The 21,597-nt window shown below is 30.3% G+C and carries 23 protein-coding genes; 11 read left to right on the forward strand and 12 right to left on the reverse strand.

All coding sequences use genetic code 11. The features are described from left to right. Nucleotides 1-139: 139 nt before the first annotated feature. Together HN587_07540 and HN587_07545 are read left to right on the forward strand one after the other, a co-directional pair. Complete coding sequence (locus HN587_07540; protein MBT7903690.1) at nt 140-1,114, forward strand: hypothetical protein; 975 nt, start codon at nt 140-142, stop codon at nt 1,112-1,114. Between the two features lie 94 nt (nt 1,115-1,208). Further along, nucleotides 1,209-2,249, forward strand: coding sequence for a hypothetical protein (locus HN587_07545; GenBank protein MBT7903691.1), 1,041 nt, complete (start codon nt 1,209-1,211; stop codon nt 2,247-2,249). 262 nt (nt 2,250-2,511) lie between these two features. Here HN587_07545 and HN587_07550 read toward each other — a convergent pair whose 3' ends face one another. Then, on the reverse strand, nt 2,512-2,907 hold the full coding sequence (locus tag HN587_07550; GenBank protein ID MBT7903692.1) for a hypothetical protein: 396 nt from the start codon (nt 2,905-2,907) through the stop codon (nt 2,512-2,514). Between the two features lie 7 nt (nt 2,908-2,914). Next, a complete protein-coding gene (locus HN587_07555) occupies nt 2,915-3,661 on the reverse strand; it encodes a hypothetical protein (protein MBT7903693.1) in 747 nt (248 codons plus the stop codon). 129 nt (nt 3,662-3,790) lie between these two features. On the opposite strand from HN587_07555, the gene HN587_07560 reads away from it, so the two are divergent. The 9 genes from HN587_07560 (at nt 3,791) to HN587_07600 (ending at nt 10,562) form a co-directional block, all read left to right on the forward strand. Further along, nucleotides 3,791-4,609 carry a hypothetical protein gene (locus HN587_07560; GenBank protein ID MBT7903694.1) on the forward strand — a complete coding sequence of 273 codons (819 nt, stop codon included), beginning with the start codon at nt 3,791-3,793 and terminating at the stop codon, nt 4,607-4,609. A gap of 105 nt (nt 4,610-4,714) precedes the next feature. Then, nucleotides 4,715-5,659 carry a hypothetical protein gene (locus HN587_07565; protein MBT7903695.1) on the forward strand — a complete coding sequence of 315 codons (945 nt, stop codon included), beginning with the start codon at nt 4,715-4,717 and terminating at the stop codon, nt 5,657-5,659. Nucleotides 5,660-5,841: 182 nt separating this feature from the next. Further along, entirely contained in the window at nt 5,842-6,132 is a 291-nt protein-coding gene (locus tag HN587_07570; GenBank protein ID MBT7903696.1) for a hypothetical protein, read from the forward strand. A 300-nt stretch (nt 6,133-6,432) separates the two neighbouring features. Further along, a complete protein-coding gene (locus tag HN587_07575) occupies nt 6,433-7,071 on the forward strand; it encodes a hypothetical protein (GenBank protein MBT7903697.1) in 639 nt (212 codons plus the stop codon). 123 nt (nt 7,072-7,194) lie between these two features. After that, nucleotides 7,195-8,265 carry a hypothetical protein gene (locus HN587_07580; GenBank protein ID MBT7903698.1) on the forward strand — a complete coding sequence of 357 codons (1,071 nt, stop codon included), beginning with the start codon at nt 7,195-7,197 and terminating at the stop codon, nt 8,263-8,265. 209 nt (nt 8,266-8,474) lie between these two features. Continuing rightward, nucleotides 8,475-9,290, forward strand: a complete 816-nt coding sequence (locus HN587_07585) for a hypothetical protein (GenBank protein MBT7903699.1) — start codon at nt 8,475-8,477, stop codon at nt 9,288-9,290. Nucleotides 9,291-9,418: 128 nt separating this feature from the next. After that, nucleotides 9,419-9,586 (forward strand): hypothetical protein, encoded by a 168-nt coding sequence (locus HN587_07590; protein ID MBT7903700.1) that lies wholly within the window; start codon nt 9,419-9,421, stop codon nt 9,584-9,586. A 112-nt stretch (nt 9,587-9,698) separates the two neighbouring features. Then, the gene (locus HN587_07595; protein ID MBT7903701.1) at nt 9,699-9,941 is read left to right on the forward strand and encodes a hypothetical protein; all 243 of its coding nucleotides are present in this window, start codon (nt 9,699-9,701) and stop codon (nt 9,939-9,941) included. Nucleotides 9,942-10,055: 114 nt separating this feature from the next. Then, entirely contained in the window at nt 10,056-10,562 is a 507-nt protein-coding gene (locus HN587_07600) for a hypothetical protein (protein ID MBT7903702.1), read from the forward strand. Here the strand turns inward: HN587_07600 and HN587_07605 are convergent. From HN587_07605 to HN587_07650, 10 genes are all read right to left on the reverse strand, one after another. Beyond that, a complete protein-coding gene (locus HN587_07605; protein ID MBT7903703.1) occupies nt 10,554-11,276 on the reverse strand; it encodes a hypothetical protein in 723 nt (240 codons plus the stop codon). The genes HN587_07600 and HN587_07605 overlap by 9 nt on opposite strands. 135 nt (nt 11,277-11,411) lie before the next feature. Beyond that, nucleotides 11,412-11,777, reverse strand: a complete 366-nt coding sequence (locus HN587_07610) for a hypothetical protein (GenBank protein ID MBT7903704.1) — start codon at nt 11,775-11,777, stop codon at nt 11,412-11,414. Nucleotides 11,778-11,866: 89 nt separating this feature from the next. Further along, nucleotides 11,867-12,433: a hypothetical protein gene (locus HN587_07615; GenBank protein ID MBT7903705.1), complete on the reverse strand. Its 567-nt coding sequence runs from the start codon at nt 12,431-12,433 to the stop codon at nt 11,867-11,869. 51 nt (nt 12,434-12,484) lie between these two features. After that, a complete protein-coding gene (locus HN587_07620; GenBank protein ID MBT7903706.1) occupies nt 12,485-14,449 on the reverse strand; it encodes a hypothetical protein in 1,965 nt (654 codons plus the stop codon). Nucleotides 14,450-14,553: 104 nt separating this feature from the next. After that, the gene (locus HN587_07625; protein MBT7903707.1) at nt 14,554-16,419 is read right to left on the reverse strand and encodes a hypothetical protein; all 1,866 of its coding nucleotides are present in this window, start codon (nt 16,417-16,419) and stop codon (nt 14,554-14,556) included. Between the two features lie 3 nt (nt 16,420-16,422). Then, a complete protein-coding gene (locus HN587_07630; GenBank protein MBT7903708.1) occupies nt 16,423-18,507 on the reverse strand; it encodes a hypothetical protein in 2,085 nt (694 codons plus the stop codon). Nucleotides 18,508-18,555: 48 nt separating this feature from the next. Next, nucleotides 18,556-19,200 (reverse strand): hypothetical protein, encoded by a 645-nt coding sequence (locus HN587_07635; GenBank protein ID MBT7903709.1) that lies wholly within the window; start codon nt 19,198-19,200, stop codon nt 18,556-18,558. 4 nt (nt 19,201-19,204) lie between these two features. Next, entirely contained in the window at nt 19,205-20,719 is a 1,515-nt protein-coding gene (locus HN587_07640) for a hypothetical protein (GenBank protein MBT7903710.1), read from the reverse strand. Further along, nucleotides 20,682-20,837 carry a hypothetical protein gene (locus HN587_07645; GenBank protein ID MBT7903711.1) on the reverse strand — a complete coding sequence of 52 codons (156 nt, stop codon included), beginning with the start codon at nt 20,835-20,837 and terminating at the stop codon, nt 20,682-20,684. Before HN587_07645 ends, HN587_07640 begins: the two co-directional genes overlap by 38 nt. 96 nt (nt 20,838-20,933) lie before the next feature. Continuing rightward, complete coding sequence (locus tag HN587_07650; protein ID MBT7903712.1) at nt 20,934-21,551, reverse strand: YhbY family RNA-binding protein; 618 nt, start codon at nt 21,549-21,551, stop codon at nt 20,934-20,936. Nucleotides 21,552-21,597: the final 46 nt, after the last annotated feature.

The following is a 21,597-nucleotide window of genomic DNA, read 5'->3' on the forward strand; positions in this document are numbered from 1 at the left end:
TATTATAAGTGCTAATATATAAATATTATCAAATTAATATACAAATCTTAATATACTTACATATATCAATAAATAATAAGAATAATCTACAAACATTAATAAATAAATACTTCAATTAATACCTTGGTGATACTAAATTATGATTAATCCACCAATCAAAACTCAAACTACTCAAAAAAAATTATTGAAACGATTAATAATTGGAATATTTTTAACACTAATTTTATTCATACTACTAGGTTGCGAACAAAAACAAATTCTTAAAATTGATGATATGATTTTTGAAATTAAAGAAGATCAAGTTATTCAAACAAATATTGATTCAGATCAAACTGCATCATTCGGAGTAATTTCTGACCCGCATGGAAAATCAGAAAACGTAGCTGCATTTTCAAGAATTTTTTTACAAAAAAAAGTTGATGGAATCATTCTTCTAGGAGATTATGCAAACAATAAAGCAACAATTGATCCAAACCATTTATTTGATTTTGATGATATTTATTTTTGCATAAAAGCCGCAGCTCAAACAAACCTGCCAATTTATGTCATTCCAGGAAATCATGAATATAAAAAAGATTATTTTCAAGCATTAGAAAAATTAAATAATGAACACCCCAATGTTTTTGATATGACTAAAATAAGATTCATTCATGGAGAAGATTTTAATTTTATTAGTAACCCATACGGGAGTGATTTTACTTATGTACTAGGACATTTTGAAGGAGACATAAAAAGTTTCGAAGAATACATTAATTTACTCAACAATACTAATCCAGTCATTTTATTATCTCATCAACCTCCAAGATGCAATAACAAAGAGGGAATTGATAGAACCAATAAAGAAATTAATGTTGGCGATAATACAATTAATATTTTAATGAGAAATAATAATATTAAATTTAGTCTTTCAGGCCACATTCACGAAGCAGGTCGAAAAGGAGTAGATTCTCAATGCCAATTAATTCCAGAAAATACTTTCTCAACTACTATGTTATTTAATCCAGGAACTGCAACCGAATGGACTTACAACAATAACGAAACATTATCGGCATCCGCTGCAATCATAACTATCAATGGTTCTCAAATGAGCTATGAACTTTTTAAAATAGAATAAATTCTAAAAATAAATTTAACATATCGTCTCAGAACTGTGACAATAAATCAACACATAATTTTAAATATGTTACGCCTACAAAAAAATTGACATTATGACAGATAAAAGTCAGATTATTAAAAAAAAGCACATGCCTTCAAATTTTGAAGATTGTGTAGAACTATTATATTCAAATTTATTTTGTGATGAACGTAGAATGCTCACTCTTTTATTTATGAATGGTGAATTTAGAACTGCTGCAAATATTAATTCTCAGTTAAAAACTCAAGGAATTGATTTTTGTCGAAGACCTCATGAATTTCAAACCAGAGTGCTAGATCATTTATTATCCGCAGGAGTATTAGATGTCAAAATTAATGGACAAGGAAAAACATACAGAGTAAATGAAGCAGGCACACAATTAGTTCAACCATTAGTAGGGCATATTTTATGGGAAGTATACACAACACTCGATTTAAACATGAGACTCATTCTTGGAACATTTAAGGGGGGAAGAGGAACTCACCATTATGAAAGTGCAAGAATAATTACCGGAATTGGAGACTTAATAACTGCACAACCAATTACACCTGACACTCTCCCACATACAGCTCATACAATCTCTCCCACCACATCACCAAATAAAGAAATTAGTCTTGATGCAGTTTGTGAACTCGTAGGAATTAATAAAGTTCGCGCAAGATATGTTACTCGCAGATTAAGCGATGATAATCTTCTTAAAACATCCGAAGTTGATGTAAAAAAAGCTTTTGTATTTTGTCAATGGACTGCAGCTCAAATTTGGTATCCTGAAATATCAACTATTCCCCCCAAAACTGTAAAAAAAATTGTTGATTATTTATTTTCAAGAAAAGATTCTGAAGAAATTGCTCAAACTGCAATTAGAGATTGCCTAGGAATAGAAGATCGAAACCAAGTTTATTATGTTGTAAAAAAATTAGTTCAAAAAGGTTGTGTTTCAAAAACCAAAGGAGAACGAGATAACTTAAAGTTAATGCCAAGAGCAGCTTTACTTCAAACTTATGACGTTCTTAAAACTATTGAACAAGCAATTCAACAATATCTCTCATCAGATCCTAATCAAGCATTATTAAGAAAATTAAACCAAGGACAAACCAATTTGATGAGTCAGTGAAAAGCAGGAAGCGACATAAGAGCAAAAATTGTGGCAACATATTTAGAAAACGCACAGTCTCAAACAAGACCAACTAGACCAACAACAATACCTAATTATTCCGAAACTTATGCAACTCAACAATCACCCACCAGAAGCAGACACCATTAATTAAATAATAAAAATAACAACATCAACAATAATAAATATAATAATAAACCAAACATAAAATGGTCAAAGAAAAAATACAAAAAAATATTTTAATTAACTTTATATTTTAACCTTACTCTTTTTCAGCCTCAGATTTTTCTTTTTCTTCAGACATTTCTCGAGTTAATTTTTTTGCTTCTTGTTTTAATAAATTTAATTCTTTTAATTTTTCTTTCAAATGTTCATGAACTTCTTTTTTTGATTTTCCTTCAAATGTCTCAGAAGAAAATGCCTCATCACCATGTTTTTCTTTAAGCCAATTTGTCATAGTTCTTTTTTTTTCACGAACAAATTTAGTGAATTCTTCTTCAGGTATTGTTTGAATATATTCGACAAGGTCCGCTAAATTATCCATTTTAGTTTCATCATTCACGACAAATGAATGTTCTTCAGAAGTTTCTACTGGCGTTGCACCTAAATTATCAGCCTCTTCAGAGGTAATTTCAAATACTTTTTTTTCTTCACTCATTTATTTCTCACCCATGTTTTAATCCTAATGTTTTCAATTTTCTAAGTAAGGTTTCATATCTCAACCCAACTTTTTTTGCAATCAAAGTTAAATTTCCTTCAGATTCTTTCAAAACTTTTTGAAAAAATTGAATCTCAAATTCTTTTTCAGCATCTTTTAATGAAAAGTTTCTAATTGGAATATCATCAAGTATATCTTTAGATAATTCATCAACATTTTGATATACTTCTTTTAATTTTATTGGATGAAGAACAGATTTATAATTATCAAGTACGTCTTCAATAACATTACTAACTGCCTTTTGTTTTATTTCATACGGTTTAATCATATCTTCTCTTATTTTTGAAACATCAATACCTGCATCTTTAACAAGCCTATGTATTGATCTTCTATCAACACCTATTTTTTTTGCAACCTCAGATACATTACCATAACTCACTCGCAACATTCGTCTTAAAAATTGATTTTTAAAATCTTTTTTTGCTTGTTTAAATTTTTTTGAAGTATCAATGTCAAACTCAACTAAGGGATTTCTAAAAAGTTTTTCTGATATGTCTTGATTTAATTCTTCAATGCTCACACCTAAAAATCTTTGCATAGTAATTTCTACTGCAGGTTTTATTTTTTTAGAAAGCACAGTTTCAAGTCCTTCTTCTAATCTAGGTTCTTTTTCTTGTCTAGATTCTTTTTCTTGTTTAACTGATTCAGAAACTAATTCTTTTTTAGTTTTCTTCATAGCATTGTCTTTAACCATATCAATTGTATTAATTGAACTATTTTATAAGATTTATGATATTTTAGTAAAACCCCGCGAAACATAACTACACTATTTGAGAATAGTCACAAACATTTATAAGCGCGTTTCTCTCTTTTTAGCCTTACAATGGAGATTAAAACTGAAACACCGATAAATCCCAACATAAAAAAGTATTCTAAAGAGGATTTTGATATTGCCCATAAATTTGCAGGCGAAATGTATAAAGAATTTGGCAAGTTTATTGCTTGTTGTGCTTTATTTGGTTCCACTGCAAGAGGTGAGAAAAAAAAAGGTGGAGATATTGATATTTTAATAATTGTTGATGATCTTAGAGTTAACATGAATGATGAAGTAGTTGAAGCGTATAGAATAATTACAGATCAACTTGTTGCAAAACTTAGTAAAGATTTGCACATAGTATCATTAAAACTTACTTCTTTTTGGGAATATGTAAGAGCAGGAGATCCTATTGCAATAAACATTTTACGAGATGGAGTCGCATTAATCGATAATGGTTTTTTCGATCCTGTTCAAGCATTATTAATGCAAGGACGTATTCGACCAACAACTGAAGCAATCTGGAATTATTTTGCAAGAGCACCAAAAACAATTATTAATTCTAAATGGCACATAATGCAAGCAGTGGTTGATTTATATTGGGCAGTTATTGACTCATCACATGCAGTTTTAATGAAAATGGGTGAAATTCCCCCAAGTCCAAATCATGTTGCAGATTTATTAGAAGAAAGATTAGTCAAACATAACCTTTTGGATAAATCTTATGTCTCTACAGTAAGAGAATTTTATAAACTTCAAAAAATGATAACCCATAGAGAAATTAAAGAACTTAGAGGAGAAGATTTTGATAAATATCTCGTCGAGGCTCAAGCTTTCATCAAGGAAATGGAAAGAATAATTGAGATGGGCATGAAACCTAAAAAATAAATTAAATCAAACTCACATCAATTTTCATTCTGACTTTTCTGTCTCAGATCTAATGTCCAAACCATGAATTTCTTTTTAAGTTCACTTATCCTTATTAGATTCATTATGACATATTTGAGTAATAGAGTGAGTAGTGGGGGATATTGTGGTGGTTGTTCTAAAACTTGCAGCCCATGCAAATCAACACAAACAAATCTAGAAACAGCCATTTCTAGTTCTTATGCCAATCCAACCAACACACCCATTTCTCACTCCATTTCTGCTCAAAAAAGTTTAGACACACTAACTTATTCAAATAACTCATCAAATTCATCAGGATATTTTATTTCTCTAGATGCGCGTCCCGAATTTATTCAACCAAGAATAGGTTATGCAGTTTCAAATCAAACACAAACTCCGCATAATTCGTATCAACAAAATCAAGAACAAGAAATAACCCAATCGCCCCAATTAACTTATTCAAAAGGTCCAACAACTACTATTTTAAAATCTAATCGCCCAACAACTCAATTTATTGATAGTTCAAAAGAAGTTAAACCATTAATTGAAGAAACATTTGAACTTTTAACCAATCAAAAACTTCCAACAAACATTGAAATTAATATTTGCACTATTGAAGAATTTAAAAAAGCACATAAATCATTTGGAGGAAAATGGACTCCAGGGATTCAAGGATTTGCAATAAATAACTATCCTAAAACAAGCAAAATATTTGTCTTACAAAATCATTTAGATTCTTTAATGTTAACTTTAGGTCACGAAATTGGCCACGTCTTAACAACTCCTCTTGATAATTTGCATGATGAAGAAGCAAAAGCATTTGCATTTGAAATTGCATGGGTAAAAACCATCATAGAACATGATGTAGGAGATCTAACTCAATGTTTTAATCCAGAATTTAAACCTGCAAACAATGGTTTACACAATATTGCGTTTAATTTTGTAGTTAATTGTGTTAAAAAGGGAGAAAGTGCAATAACAATATATGAAAAATTAAAAGAAAAAGTTTTGACTGTGTTAAACTTAGATTTAACTCTTAAAACAAGTTAATAAAGCCTTAAAACCCTTTTAAATCCTAATTTCGACAAATTTATCTGACTTTTTTGTCTCAGAAGATTATACGCAACCCAATAATCATTTAAATAGTTCTATGTCTTTATAAACAACTATATGATCATACTGTCATATAATAATAGTAAAAAAAAACATCCTAATTTATTGGAGGACTTAAAATGGCTATGAAAGAAGTAAACGAAGCAGATGCTAAACAAGCAGCAGAAGACGCATTAAAAAATGTTTCAACAGATGAAAGAATTGGATTCCATAAAGGTGCACTTTCAACACTAGTTAAAGAAAGAGAAGAAATGGCAAAAATCCTTGGAATTGTAGAACAACTTATGCAAATGCATGTTAGTGCTTTAAAAGAACTTGGTGTAGATTTAGAAGCTATGGCAAAAGATGCTCAGCAAAGTCAACCTGCACAACCTAAAGTAAATGCGGCACCATTAGAAGACGTTATTTAGATAACTAATTTTATTAAAATTTTTTATTTTATTATCATTATTTTTATTATTATCAAACATCAAAAATATTATTCAAATTTATATCAAAAAATTAAACAAATTAAAATTATTAAAAAGATAAGAATGTCGTGTTGAGATCATATATACATTCTAAAAAAAGGTGAAAGGACAGTTTTGTCACAGTATTGATTATTGGACTAAAACAATGTTCATATGTTTGAAACCCATATATGTAATTAAGAAAAAAGTTGCGACGCATCGTGTCGCACAAATTAATTAACATATACGAGGATGATAAATATGTGGGACTATAAACAAATTCCAGAAGTACTTCGCGACAAAATTCCTAAAAGAACAAATGACATATCACTTGCTATGCTTCATGAAATGACCAATTTTATGTATAGTGATTCAGTCGAAAAAAATCCTGATGGAACAGTTAAAGATCATAGACTTAACAAAGATCAAGCAAAAGAGTTATCAGGAAAATTAATGCCTATTATTCAAACTGAAGTAATGGCGGCATTAACAAAAGGAAATTATGGTGGATCTGAAGGAGATTATGATTCAGCAATGGTCGAACAAGTTGCAGGAATGTTAACTGGACTTAATGAATCAGTTGTTTTAAAAAATCTTGAAAATCAAGAACTAACTCCTGACTTAATGACTGGTCTTGCAAAAGCTCCCGGTTCAAACTGGGGAAAAAACGATAAGCAAATGTATGAAACTGCATTAGATCACGCAATACAAGACGACGATCGAAAAACAGAACTTGGAAGTTTTGTAAATGAACAATTAGGTCAATTCGGAGTTAAAGCAAATATGGACCGATACTTAAGTGGTTCAGAAGTTATGAGTGGACTTGAAGCCGCAGCAAAGGGTATTGGAGATCCAGAAAAATATGTTGCAGCAGCTCCTGAAGTTTACAGTTTAAATTAAACTAAAATTTTTTAAAATTTTTATTTTTTTTAAATTTTTTTATAATTAATTACTAACACAACTAAAAAAAACTAAAAAACATATCGCACAAAAAAATAACAAAACAAAAATAAGTGAAACACGATGGGAAAATTATATCAATTAAGAACTGCAAAAGAAGATCCTGTTAAAGCGCTTTACAAAAAACCAGAATATGTTGCGCCAAAAGCAGAAGCAGATCAAACTTATGAATCAGATGTAGGGTCAATTATTGAAACCGCAGTAAATAAAGTAATCCCATTTCCCTTTCAAGAACCAAAAGCAGTTTTAGCAAAAGGTTTAGAAGATGTTGCTTATGAATCCGCTAAAGGAAAACCTTACACTCTAGACACTGCAAGACAAAGATTTGAAAACTATTTTTTTAAAGATCAACTAAGAGACAATTACGGAAACATTTCTCAAGTTGCACGTCAAACCGGAGTTAATCGTAGAACAATTCACAGAAAAGTTAAAGAACATGGTTTAGAAGGTTTTGTTGATGCTTATCGTCCACAAAAAGATGATGAATTAAATTTAGAATCTCAAACAAAATCATTATTCGATGAACAAAAAGTTGCGTCAGCATTAAAACAAACTTTAGGAGATTACAAAGGTAGTTTGCACCCTAATGTATATTCCCCAATAGAACAAAACGTATCAGGACTTGCAAAACAACTTACAACCGAATTAAATGGACAAAACTATGGAATTACTCGTGATGAAAAAATTAGTTCAATATATTCAGGGATTCAAACTGCTGATTTTAAAGAAGCAAAAAATCAGTTTGAAAAAGAATTTATTTATGGCACTCTTGCGGAAACTGGATTTGATAAACAAAAAACTGCAGAGTATTTAGATATTGATCTTAGATCTTTGAATAGAAAAATTAGTGATTTAGGAATTCCAACTTCAGAGGAAGAAGCACACACTCAATTACAAGAAGTTAATCAAGCATTAGTAATGTATTACTCAAATAAAGATCAAACTTCAGAAGAAGAAGCAAGTACAAGAAATCCCAATAACAAACCAAGCATCACAAATTCAACTAAGGATACTGGCAACACTCAAGTAATTAATTTAGATAGTAAAAGATCAGATTTAAATTCCAAGCCTCAAAAACCAAAAACAGAAATTGAAAGGTTACAGGAATTAATTCTAAAACAAGAAGCAGCTTAAAATATATTTTAAGTTTATTTTTTTTATTTATATTACTTTTTCTTTCACACCAATCATAAATTTCTAACCCGAGACAAATTTGACTTAATTTTTATTTCCGACAACTTTGTCACAATATTCTATATTCTCGTCGATAAATAACTATAAATTAGATTCACTTATTAGTATTTAGGCAGAAACAAACTGCACTAATGTCACAGGTGAATATAATGAGATCGTATGGAACAAATCAAATGCCTGCAGTTCAACCAGCAGGTTCAAAAAATTATGCAACTCCTTCAGGATTATTTCCCGCATGGGGATATGATAAAAAATCAGAGAAAAAAAGTAAAGAAAAAAGAAAAAAGTCTAAATCAAAAACTGATCCTGAAGATGAATTAAACGAAGTTTTAGAAGCGTTAGGTTTAGGTGGATTCAATAGTCAATATGGAAATCAACAAATTGCCAATGGCGCAGGAATGAACCCTGCAAATCCAACACAACAAAAATCTGCTCAAGATATGTATAGACATTTTTTTGAACCAGGGTTTGGTTTAGTTCCCAGAGGAAATAGTTATGGAATGCCTCAAAGAATGCAAGGCGGAAACTACGGACCATTAAACAGCGGTCAACCAGCAGGCCAATATCTTGGAGCCCAACAAGGGAATCCTTTTATGGGACAATCAATGCAGAGCCAATATCCAGGAATGCCTGCATTTGATGTTGAAAAAACAAAAAAAGGAGGATACAAATTAACTCCAAAAACTCCTGTTGCAATTAATTTAACATATCAAGCAGCAGATGGAAGTACATACACTATGAGTGGAAGCTCCCCCACAGGAGATCATGAAGCAGTTGCAAGAAATATTGTGACTGGTTTGTATGGTCTAATGACTGACTTTAAAGGATATAGTCCAAGCGCAGGAAAAGCAGAAAAACAATATGGTGGAGGAATGAAAGGAATATTTGGCAAATACGGAGGAGGATCTAAAAGTACCCCTTACAAAGGAGGTTCTGGAGGATATAAAGGAGCTAGCAAAAACTAATGTTCACACCAAGAATCTAAAAGAGGTGACATTTTTTTAAAACTTTTATTTCATAACTCTTTTTTTATTTTTTCTTATATTCTATCCGGATTAAGTTTATATGCACCTTATGACTAAGAAAACTAATTATGTGTGCCTGCGGAAATAAACATGAATATTCAGGAATGAATGCGATGATATCTGATTCTCAGTCTAGAATCCGAGCTTATACTACTAGAGAAAGTCCTATGTATCAATCAAATTCAAACACACTTAGAGTAATGTATGCTCAAACAAATTCTAATCCACTGTATTGATTAATTAAGAATCAAATTAAACAATCCCAAATTAAATATGTTAAATTTAAATATACAATTAACTATTTTACCATAATATAATTGAATTTTAAATAAATCAGGAGGAATATATATGAAATCAGACGTTATTGAAAAAATTGCGGCATTAATGACTGCAGCATTTGGTTTAGTTGCAGCACTTGCGTGGAATGATGCGATCAAAGCTTTGTTCAAAGGTCCTTGCGGAACTGAAGGTTCAGGTGCATTATGTATGTTATCATCTGGAGGTCCATGGGCATATGCAGTTATTATTACTATAATCGCAGTACTTGCAACAATTTGGATTGCAAAATTTGCAGATAAACATAAAGAATAAATTTTGTTAAAAAATTTAATCTAAATTTTTTATTTTTTTCAATTTTACCAAAACAAACAAAAATGATTATTTCAACACAAAAATATTTAAACTCATTCTTCTTAAAATAATATTATGAAACACACATTTAAACTAATTGACAAAATACGAAATTTCATAGTTACATTACCATATCACTTAAATTCAGATCAGGATATAGCTGACGCAAAAAAAGGTTTAGAACAACTTCGAAGATTTGATCGAATGCTAAGAAAAATTATTGATGCGCATAAAACTACTGAACATTTACAAAAATTACATGCGTGTCATGTTGATTCAATTCCTGATTGGGCAAAAAGAGTTAACGATCAGTTTAGAAGATTAGATGGATTTTTAGCAGTATTAGAAGACGACATTCCCAAATTACTTGCAATTCTTGATGGCGGATATAAACTTCAAATTGAGCCTAAAGGAAATAACTGGAAAAATAAAATTGGCGACATGAATTATGGATTTGTGATGGCAGGGTTTACCCGTGCAGAACATGATATGAAAGAATTAAGAGAGGCTGAAATTCTTGAAAGACATCATTTAGAAGAAATTCTTGATGAATTAGAAGATGTTGAAGAGTTATTAAAATAAATTTAACTCAAGTTCTTCAGGAACATATGCAAAACGTTCTAATTTAGATAATTCTTCAGAAGATATTTGAAAAAATCCTGTTTCATCTCGTACATATTTTAATAAATCTGCCCTCACTCCTTGTTTTGAATCAATTAATTTTGCAACTACCGAATTATCAGTTAATTGAAACTTATAATCTGCCTCAACAGACTCCAATAAATATTTTGCAAATGCGCGTTTCATAGGTTTTTGTCCTGTTTCTTGAACTAACAATAACTCAAGAGTCATACTATCTTGCGAACTTGCAATAACCATTAAAGGTTTTGAATCAATAGGAAAACAATTATTAAAGTCATAAGTAAAATCACGTACGTCTGCAAAATTAATAAAAGTTTGAAAAGTTGGAAAACAATAGTTAAATCTTGGAACTGATTTATAAAGTAAAATTGGAAAAACCCCCCTCCCATAATCACCTAATTCAAAGTTAGGTTCTCTACCAATAACTTTTCTTGTATGAATATCTGCAAAATAAGATTCAGGAGCCAATCCTTGCTCTGTAAAAACTGGAGATATAATTGTTGAACCTGCACTAACTGGTTTGACGACATTAAACGCATAAGTTTCTCGAAAATTATGTGCTCTAGTTAATGCAAGATCAATTTTAGTTCTAAACTTATTTGAACCAAATAATCTTATTAAAAAGTTTTTTGAAACTGGTTTTAATTTTACCATAACCAAAAGAAAACAAGTTCTCTTTATAAGATTAAAAATAGAACAATAATAGAACTGAATATTAATTTATTTAAAAGAACCCTATTTTAAAACTCATCAAGTTAAATAAAAATCCTAAATTATCAACCTCATTCTCTAATAAACAATAGCGCCAACTATAACAAATGAATACGCAAGTATCCAGGAAAAATGAGAAATAATTAAAACTTTATTTTTATTCAAAACTCCATAAAAAAACCAAGATATTGAAACAAATAAAAAAAATAACCAAGATGACAATAATATGGATGATGCATTTTTTTCAGCAAAAATTTTTACTATTTGAGGAATCATCATCAGTGGCCCCATTAGCCCAATAGGATACATTACTTTCTCTAAACTTCGTTTCAAATCAATAGATCTAACTAAGTTTCTATACCTAATAATGGGCTCAGCAGTACAACTTAATACAGCCAATCTATGTCGAGCTAACCCCATATCTCTTCGGTTATATTTTATCATAAACTCGCGCAGAATTCACAGGATATATATAAAGTTAACTAAACAGAAATTGTGAGAATAAACAAATCACTCAAGAGAAAAAAACTAAATTAACAATTTTTGTAAAGTCTAAAATTCATTCCTTTAACATTTAGAGTTTCAATTAATTTAAGATTTAAAGGCAAGAATAAGTCATTCATAACAATTAAGCGCGCAGTAGCGTTCATTTCAGCACGCAATTTTGTTTCTATTTCATAAAGTCGATTATCTGGATTAAGAAATATCAAATCAAATTCTTTCAAATCAACATCTAGAAAATTTTTATTCACCAATTTTGCATGTTTCAACCTCAATTTTTCTTTTTTGAGTTCAGTTAAAATATCTTTTTGAATCCTAATAGAATCATCAAATAGTTTTTTATCAAGCTCTACACCCACAGAATCAATCCATAAAGATGCCAGCATGACAACCATTCCATCCCCACTTCCAAGATCAATAATTTTAGAAAACTTACCAATATCAATCTTCCCAAATAATTCTTTGATCATCTCAAAGTCAGTATAACTCCAAAATCCATCACCATCTAAAGTCACTCTACTTGGAACATGTCCTTTCGAAATATAAGTCCCATAATATTTTTTGTAATGTTTATGAATTATTTCAAATTTTTGTTTCAATTTCAAATACCTTAAGAATTAAAAATAAAGTAAAAAAAATATTTAAAAAAATTATTCTTGTTTTCGAATCATAACAAATCCACCAACAGTTAATGCTAACAATAACATAATAGCATAATCTGAAAATTCAGGAACTGCTGCAGGAGGATCTCCCTCACCTTCACCTTGACCACCATAGCCTTCTCCTTCACCACCACCTAAAACTGAAAAGTTTGAGAAGTGAGTAACATTAAAAGATATTGAATCAGCAGCAGAACTAATAAATTCACAATGATCACAAAAATCATCATTTTCAAGTATTGGAGTGAATTCATCAGGCATAATATCTAAACTGTATAAAGTGATTATTGCAGTTCGATTTAAATCGCCTAACAATCCAGATTCAGTATTAATCCCTGCTAAATTTTTGTCAATAATTAAATTATCTGAACCAACATAAAGTTCAGTCCATGAAGAAGCACTAGTTAAATCTTCCCAAACAATAGTTGAATTAACAGATCCCAGTTGCAATCTTGCCATACTATCTGAATCCACAGAAAATGTGGAATTAATAAAAACATTTTCAGTTAAATTAACTGAAGTTGCATTCAAAAGAACTAATCCATAATTAACAAAAGCACTTGAACTATACGAAAATCCAGGAGAATTATATCCGCCAGTAATTGTAACAATAGTTCCGTTAGTTGGATTTGAAAGTTCAGTTGAATTGTAAATGTAATTATTTGTAGTTCCATTCTCTAAAAGAATATCATTCACATAACCAATACAAGTTGCATTCTCAGGTAAAAGTTCAGAATCTACACCTGTACAATTAGTACTTAACGAAGAATCAAGATAAATAGTTTCATTCAGAATTGTTCCTTCAACATCAATTTGAACACATATAACATCAACATCATCTGCACCTAATATTGTTGAAATATAAAAATTATCTTGCTCAATCGCAGAACCCATATAAGAAACAGCTGAATCACAATCAACTCCATCAACAGTTATTGGAGATCGCATTGCCATAAACCCACCAATTACTGCGCCGCTATGAACTATTCTATTTTCTAAAACAGTAGCATCATTTAAATTTTCTAATTTAAGTGCATCACTTTCATAACTAGTTATATTGTTATTATTAATATAATTATTATTAGAATCTGAAATTCTTAAAGCACTAGTATATAAAAAAGAATTACTCATGCCCAATAAAACATTAATTACATTATTTGAGATCTGATTATTTTCCGATTCATTTGTTAAAACAATAGTATTTCCAGTATTAATAAATGTATTTCCTGAAATAATTGAATCATCAGTATTTTGAAATCGTATCATATCATAATTTCCAGGATAACCTGGTCCCTGAGTAAAAGTACCAGTATAATTAAAAATATTATTAGTAATTGATGATCCAGTATCGTTATACAAACAAATAGCACTATCAATATTATTATCATTTGACAATACAAAAGTATTATTGGTAATATTCCAGGATTTAATTAATGGCCCACTCTCACCAGAATAGGTACTCATAAGAATTGGACAATTATTCATAGATTCAGCATAATGATAAAATATACTATTCTTAAAAGTTACATTGGGTCCCATGCTATAAATTCCACCATCCGCCCCAGTTCCAGATTGATAATTATAAACTTGAATCGTATCAATAATGATATTATTATTAGTTTCATCACCTAAAAACATAATTTGACTAAAATTGGTAAGCGTCAAATTTCTAATAGTGATATTTTCAACATCCGGATAAATTGTTAATCCTGCATAAGTTAGATTATCCGTAACAACATACCCCCCACCATCAAATACCACATTACTTTCAGAAATTACAAAACAAGTATCATTAGTTGCAAGTCCACTTGAAGTACTATAATTATTAGTCAAATAATATGTTCCTGAAGCAGTCATATTATCACACCCAGAAATAGTATACGCAAAAACAAAACTTATTGAAAAAATAAATATAACACTAAAAATAAGAAGCTTAAATAAATTTAATTTACCCATACATTACTCACCTTTTTTATTAATAACCTAATAAAACTTAATAATAATAATAATAATTTAACATAAAATAAGATTAGACATTATATAAATATTATGAAAAAAAACTATTTTTGAACTGATTTAATCTCAGCTTGAACCCAATCAGGAAAATCATTAAATTGTTTAATAAATCTAGTCCAACCAAATCTTGCATCATACTGTCCAGCCATTGAATCAACTTCTGACTTTTCAAGTCCATAAAATAATATTGGCCCTGAATAATCTCCTTGATAAGTCTCCCCTTTATCTTCTTGAAAGTCAACCATGGCAAAATAACCAGTTTTATCTCCCAGAGGTAGCATATTGAATGGAATCATTTGCCTGAGCAACCTACCAAAAACTCGAAAAGGATCATGCGCATTTGGAGCGGATTTACTTAACTCAGTCTTTAATTTTTCAACTTGGGCAGGATCATAAAAAATCACATTTTTATTTACAAATTCTTTTACAAAATCTGAATTTTTAACCTTGCCATATTCATCAGGAAAATTAAAATCTCCTTTTTTGATTTGATCAGTTCCTTCAATAAATCCCGAAAGATTTGGCACCAGTGCAAAACTTGAAGTAAGATCACAAGTTGCACCAGGAGAATATGCTCTTCCTGCATGAAACTCTTTAGACCACAAATGAAGTTCTGGAACGCATCCTCCAGTTGAAGGTCTTAAAGCAAATTTTTTGTTTTCAACAACTTTAAGTGCATTGAAAATAAATCCAATTTTACCATAATTAACATCAGGCCCTAGCCCAAATGCTAAAGACCAACTAGGTTTATGTCCCCAAACTCTAGCTCTCCCACTAGTTCCACTACCCGCAGAACCATTATCTTTTTGATATTTTGTACATGCAAGTTTACCAAGAAATAATATTCGAAAAAAACTTTTAGGCTTAGGTTTATCTTTATTGCCTCTAAAGTGAGTTGCTAAATGTGTAGAAAGCCATTTTTTTATGTCAAGATTAGCATTTTCGCTAAAATCAATTAATTGAATACATCTATAAATCAAACTTTCAGTACTTTTAATTAAATTATCAAAATTAGTATCTTGATAACCTTCAAATTGACTTTTTAAATTTTTTAATTTTACTAAATAAGTTTTTAAAAAATCTACTTTTGAACCGAGTAAAATTAAATTTTCATTTTGATCTGATTCTTTCCCAGGATAACCCCCTAATTGAGAATGTTCAAAAAAAGTCATCCCAAATTGTCTTAAAGAATAATGATTTTGCAATCTTGAAAACTCATCATGTAAATTATCCATTTTTTGTTTAAGTCTATTTGTCAAACTATAAATTTCACTATGCACATTACTTTCAAAATCTTTAATTTTATCTCTAGAATCTTTTAAATTTTTTTCTTTTTGTTCTAATTGTTCCAAATGTTCACTTATTGATCCAATTGCATTTTCTAACACCTCAACAAAATAAAAACTATGATCTGCTCTTGTATCCAATACTTCTATTGATTCACAAACATGAGTTTCTATTTCTTTTAATAAATTTAATAACTGAGTTGTTGCTATTTCTTGCACATCAAACAAAAGATTATACTTTTTATTATTATTTAAAAATAAAGATCTCTTATGAGTTAATTCTTTACGCTCCTGTTTATATTCATGGATATATCTAAAACGACCTGATTCATGATCAAGTTCAGTAACATCAACAAGCAAAGTAATTAACTGTTTATTAAGATCAGTTAAATCATCATGAAACATACTTATGCCCCTATCAAGATCAACTCGCTCCCATTTTTCTTTTACCATATGTAAATAGAACTTAACTTGACTAAAAGTGTGTTTTACATGACCAACATAAAGACATGCCTCTTCAGGATTTTTTTTCCATTCATTTAAAGCACGAAGTTTAGCAGCATTTAGAATTTTTTGTTTTTGATGATGTTCCCACCAATTCGAAATATTTGTAAACGGCCACATTTTCTACTCAAATGGCACTCCAGACCATAAACTCCAATCATCACTCGTCCTATATTCACCAACTACATAGTTAGGAGGATTTGCCCGACCAAAATAACTATTTTGTACATCACCAAATGTAGTGCTTGCACCTCCGGGACGACCAAAACTATAAATTGGCGAACCAAATGATTCCCAAGTTCCAGTCATGATTTCTCGTAAATCTCCAGATGCCTCTGAACTAATAGAAGTTATTCCTTTTTCTTTTAAGTATTCTACTGCTTCAATTACTGGAAGCATACCTTTTCCTGCAGCCAAGTGTGAATGTGATCTTCCAAAACCATCAACAACGTGAACATTTCCAATAATTCCAGCATCAGCCATTTCTTTTACTTGACCCATATACCATTTTTGAAATGCTTCAATTCTTTCTTTTTCATTCATTCCAGGTTTTGGTGACTTAAAATGTTTATACCAAAGTCCTAAATGTGATGTATCAAGTGTTGCACGAATGTGTTGTTTTGCTAAATCTTCTGCTTTTTCTTTACTCATTCCAGAAATATAATCGGGATTACTAACCATTGCAGGCCTACCATCTTCACCTAATTTTCCTGCCGGATCTGCAATTTGTCGTTCAGTTAAACGTTGAACCATTTTTTTTCGTCCACCTTTAACTATGTTAATTAATTCTTGAGGGTGCGCTCCATATCCCATTTCAGGTATCATGTTTTCAGGAGTTAAATAAACTGGATTTTTACAATCTTTTGATTGGGATTCGCGCCAGGCATAAACTCCTAATTCTCCTAATGTATTAAAACTTTTTTTAAGCGCATAATCTCCTAAAAGTTCTGCATTTTCTACTAAGTCTTGTACTTGTCTTGCTCTTGTTCTTCCAGAGACTGATGTTTCTCGACCATATGCAATTTGTCTTGTAACTTCATTAAGCATCTCTTTTAGTCTTTCAGTAGGTCTCATCGGATCTCCCGATGGAAGCATTTCTCCAAATTGTTTTCTAAATTTTAATTTTAAATCTTCAAGTGATTCAGGATCTGCTTTTTCTTCTATTTTTTGCCAAAAACTCATTGCTTGCAATATTTTTGTTCTTTGCTCAAGACCTTTATAGTAATGCTGTTCAAACTCTCTTGCACTTCCAAGTGCATTAGAAATTTCTGAATCATTAGTTTTTTTGAAAAATTCTTTTACGAGTTCTCTTTCAGTTTTTTTTGGATGTTTTACTAATTGTTCTTCTTTGTAAATTTTAAATGACATTTTTCTAGTTTCAATATTTTTTTCATTATCCATTTTCCATACTGGAACTAAAAATCGTTTTAAATCAGGATCATTATCATCAAGTGGCCTACCAGTTTTTGAATCAAATTTATGGGGGTATCTTGTTCTCCAAAATTCATCAATTACAAATTCTCCATTTTCATCTTTTAACCATTTTTTTCCTTCAGGTGCTCGCCCATTATCTTCTTTATTTGAGTCTGATTGTACTGGAACCCATACTTCATCATTTTCTTTTACAGTCATAATTTTTCCTGTTCGAGGATCAATTAAATGATGTACTGCTTCCTCTTCTTCGCCAGGATATCCCCAAAACTCTTTTTTAGTATGTTCTCCATGTGCAAGAGATCTTGGAAACTCTGCTGTATGAACTACAATTGATCCACCATTAGCAACATCTGCTGCAAAATCTATATGTTTTTTTATCTCTTCCATCCCATTGTATCTTGCTTGTTCTGAAAATCCATCTCGAGTCATCCCACTCAGATTACTTACGGTTTGATGAGGTACATGAACTGATGTAATTGAAATATCATTTATTTCTGCTAATTGTCTTATTTCTTTTCTTTCTTCAATACCATACTCTTCTACTTCTCCACCACCTGATTGTCCTCCAGGAATCGGTTGAAATTCTACTCGACAAACTCCATCTCGCATCGCAGCAGATAATGATTGAGTAAACCGTCCAGCATTTTGTCCATCAATAACAGTTTTACCAATATCTTTTATACCAACAATAGGGGTTCTTTCAGCAGGTTTAGAATTAGTAAAATCAGCCTGAGTATGATTCGAGTCATAATATCTTTGGTTATTAAATATCATTTTTAATTCGATTAATTTAATTATTATATATTATTTTTAATTTATTAGTTATCCACGTCTGAACCAATTTGTTTTATAACCAATATCTTTTAACATTTTTCTTGTTGCAATTAATTTATCAAGCATTTCTTCATTTCTTTGATATAATGTTTCACCTTTATTGGTTTGATCAAGATGTTGTTTAACAGATTCATATTCATTTGTTACTTTTTCATATAATTCTTTTATTGCATCCTCATATTCATCACTTAAATCACCAGAGTCAGCTAATTGATGCCAACGATCTAAATTATTATACATCTTAGGAGATGTTAAATATTCTACAGAACCATATTCTCGTTCTTGTTCAATTTTAATTTTTATTTTTTCTTTATTAACTGCATCTTCTAAATCGTTTTGATCTTGTTTTTTTTTCTTTTGTTGATCTTCCGCATCTCTCCCTACTTCTTCTTCCTCTTCTTTTTGGTCTTCTTGAACTTTTAATTCTGAAAAACTATCTTTTAGTGCTCGTTCTGCTTCTTCTTTTTCTTTTTTTAGTCGTGTTTCTTCTTTTTTTCGTCGTGCATCTAATTCTTTTAATTTTTGTATTCTTTCTTCAGGAGGAAGTTTTTTAATCTCATCAAGAGTTAATTCTTTTTCAAATTCTTTCTCTGATTCTTTCTCAGCTTCCTTTTGATTTGTTTTATCTACCATGATTTTACCAAGTAACCATTTTATGTGCTTTCTTAAAATTTTTATAAGTATTCCAAATAGCTACATTACCCGGACCTTCAGCACCTTTAAGTTTTCCTTTTAATTCATAATCAGACGGTATTGCTTTTTTCTTTTTACGGGCATCCTTATCAGCATATTTCTCAAGTCCAGGTATAAGTGATGTAAATATTTCTCCAAATCCAGATAATAATGATTTAAATGGATCTGCCATTCCAGGCAACTGAGTTTCTTTCTCAGTTATTTTTTTAAGTTCTTCTGCTTTCAAATCTTCAGGTAATTTTTCACCATGAGATTCTCTTAAATATTTTTTCAATTCATCTCCAAGCGCATCTAATGCATCTTTAATTCCTTGATCAATTGATCCGATAATCTCCAAATCTTCTGCTTCTTTAAATTGCATAAACTTATGTAACTGGTCATTTGTCCAAGCATAACTTCTAAGAGTGATCTCAGTACGCCCTACATGAACTGGACCTTTATGTTGATATCCTTCTGCATGAAAATCCATACTAGGTCTTGTTCTAAAATAAATACTGACGAGAACTATTGAATTTACATCATATTTTGCATTTTCAGATTTATAATCAGGATTCTTACCTGGTTTTCTAAGTAAAATTTCAATATCAGTAATACTTCCCTCAAATGCACCAATTAAATCTTCACTTTCACTTTTTTGTTGACTCATACTTAATTTTTTTACATTTCGAAGATATGGTTTAATCCAATCTAAATATAATTGAATAGAATTATAATGCTGTCTTAAATATTTTAATACAAATGTTTCTCTTGTTTTAAGTTCATGATAGGTTGCTTCTTTCCAAATTAAAAATTGTTTTAGTTTTCGTTTTAATACTTCTTTAACTTTGCGATTAAAATCTAACCCGTTCACATATTTATCAACTTGAGTTGCTTTTAGAGGGGGTGCTGCAAAGAATAAATCAGGCAAAGTTGAAAAACCTAAATTTGCAGCCATTCCATATACGGATGCAGGACTTTTTGCACCGCCATCTTTTAAATCTACCCAATAACCTCTTAATGCAATTTCTGCAGCAACATTTATTGGAGATTGTTTAAAATCTTTATCATTAACAAGTTTATTACTTTCTTCATATAACACTAATCGTTCTTTTAAAATACGTATCTCACGCACAATCATAAATAAATCTTTTAACAACTTACCTATAGTTTGCAAATAATTTGAAACTTGCCCTTGTTGTATGCTAAGTCTACTTTGTGATTGTCCCCAAAACGCACTTTGTTCTGAAGCAGTAAAAATATCTTTAATTTTGATTGCATCATAAAGTCCAAAATCATCTCTTAAACTATTCAGTAACCAATAATATATTTCTTCTACTGATTGACTAAACATTTCTTGAATTAGCTTAAACCTTCTTACAGGTTTAGGATATCCAAGAAGCGGTTTGAATACTTGAGATTTTCCACGTACTACTTCTTCTTTATCAACTGCCGAAAATCCATAGTCCGATAATTTTACCATTTTTTATTATTTCTCCCGCTTGTTCTAGCTCTTTTTGAGACTCCATATTATTTATATATTGTAATGAACCTTTTTGTTTATAAAGATTTATTTTTTCTCTCATGTTTTTATGCGACATTTATTTCCTCCACAAATTAAATATTCAATCTATGCACCCATATATGCGTTTGAATATGAACTGTCAATCATTACACACAGTAATTTTTCAGATTATTTACCAACCTTTTTTAGTAAGCATTTTTCGATTTTTTGATTTATTAGTGCCCCCACGTTTTGGCCGCTTAGGTTTAGGTGCAGGTTTTGATCCAAACTTAGGTTTAGATTTTGATCCTGGTTTAGATTTTGATCCTGCGCGAGTTCTTGGATTTGCAACAGTTCGTCCAACAGACGTAGATGATGCTTTTGCTGAAGCTTTACTTTTTGGTTTTGATACAATTCGCGGTTTAGCAGCAGATCTAGATGCAGGTTTAGCTCCTGAAGATTTTAACGTACCTTTTGCTCGAGCACTAGATCTAGAACTTGATCTGCGAGAAAGTGCTTTTCTCATATCAATTCGCTTATACAAAACAATAACATTACCAATTAAATCAATTAATTCTGAATTTGTTTGAGTAGCTAACTTATTTGCAAATGCTTTTTTTTCAGCACGTGCATTATCTAATGAATCAACAAAAGACATCAAAAGTTTTACTTTAATGAGGCCTCTATTTTTTAAATGAGTTATTAATTCATTAAGCAAATTTTCAGTTATGCCATTTTTTCCTATTCTAATTATTGCAGTTAAAGCCTTTGATTTTGTTTTGAATTCTTTTTTTTGTTCTTTTGATATCATTTTTCCCTCGAATTTATGTAAAATAAATATTAATTAAAAATACTCA

It is taken from the genome of Candidatus Woesearchaeota archaeon (assembly GCA_018675335.1).
Taxonomy (GTDB): Archaea; Nanobdellota; Nanobdellia; order Woesearchaeales; family UBA11576; genus JABJCP01.